Source organism: Aeromonas sp. QDB56 (genome assembly GCF_027705505.1).
In the GTDB taxonomy this organism is placed as follows: Bacteria; Pseudomonadota; Gammaproteobacteria; order Enterobacterales; family Aeromonadaceae; genus Aeromonas; species Aeromonas caviae.
In genome coordinates this window covers 1-1,033 of record NZ_JAPDBZ010000298.1, presented here as the reverse complement: position 1 = coordinate 1,033, position 1,033 = coordinate 1, and the positions used below count along the sequence as shown (strand labels likewise).

Sequence of the window (1,033 nt, the reverse complement as noted above, 5' to 3'; positions counted from 1 at the left end):
GGCGCTGTCCCAATTATGTGTTGGAAGGCTAATCTGGAAGTAGGTCATCACCGCGAGGACCTTCATCATGGATACGCCAGCCTTCCAACACCTGTTGTCCCTCTTTCCATTACTTACTCTGCGTCAGCGCCGTGTCGCTCAGCATGAGCTCGCCGCTCCACACCCGATTACGTCCCTCCATGCCCAGTTACCCACATGCTGCGGCTGTCCCCACTGCCAGGCGGATGCCACCCAGCTGGCCCCCTGGGGCTGGAGCCGTGGGCTGCGTCGTTACCGTTGTAAGCAGTGTCGGCGAACCAGCTCCCTCCTCACCAAGACGCCTTTGGCCAGATTACGTAAGGCTGAGCATTGGGAGGACTACGCCCAGGCTCTCATCGACGGGCTCACTGTCCGCCAGGCCGCCGTCCGCTGCGGTGTTTGCAAGAACACCGCCTTCTTGTGGCGTCACCGCTTCCTGAAGGCGATGGCAAACCACCAGGCAACACGGGAAGAAGGCATTGTTGAAGTGGATGAAACCTTCTTCCTCGAATCGTTCAAGGGGCAGCGAGGGTTGCCTCGTCCGGCAAGACATCGTGGCGGGAAAGGGCGTACCCGGGGGACCGGGCGGGATTACATCCCGGTGATGGTGGTGCAGGACAGGGCGGGCCATCAAGCCGACTTTCAGCTGGAAAGGCTGGATGCGCAGACGGTGAAAGCGGTGTTGCAGCCACTCATCGCGCCCGATGCAGTGCTCTGCAGTGATGGTGCAGGGGTGTATGCCAGTTTCAGCCAAGCGCGGGGCATAACACATCAGGTGGTGTACAACCGTCGAGGTGAGCGAGTCATTGGGGCATACCACATCCAGCATGTGAACGGATATCACCGGCGGTTGAAGGAGTGGATGGAACGATTCCATGGAGTCGCAACCCACTACCTGAGGAATTATCTGGGCTGGCGCAGGATGCTGGAACGTTACGGCAGGGAGGTAAATACCAAGATGTGTTTGCATGAGGCGCTAGGGCACCCGATGCAACACGTAATTGGGACATAGCCT

The 1,033-nt window shown here is 59.1% G+C and carries 1 protein-coding gene; it reads left to right on the top strand.

The annotated features are described in order from the left end of the window. Positions 1-67 precede the first annotated feature (67 nt). Entirely contained in the window at positions 68-1,030 is a 963-nt protein-coding gene (locus OKB81_RS20515) for an IS1595 family transposase (RefSeq protein WP_041215707.1), read from the top strand. Positions 1,031-1,033 lie beyond the last annotated feature (3 nt).

Coding starts and splice junctions, on each gene's coding strand:
- OKB81_RS20515 (WP_041215707.1), top strand. CDS start 68: ATGGATACGCCAGCCTTCCAACACCTGTTGTCCCTCTTTCCATTACTT.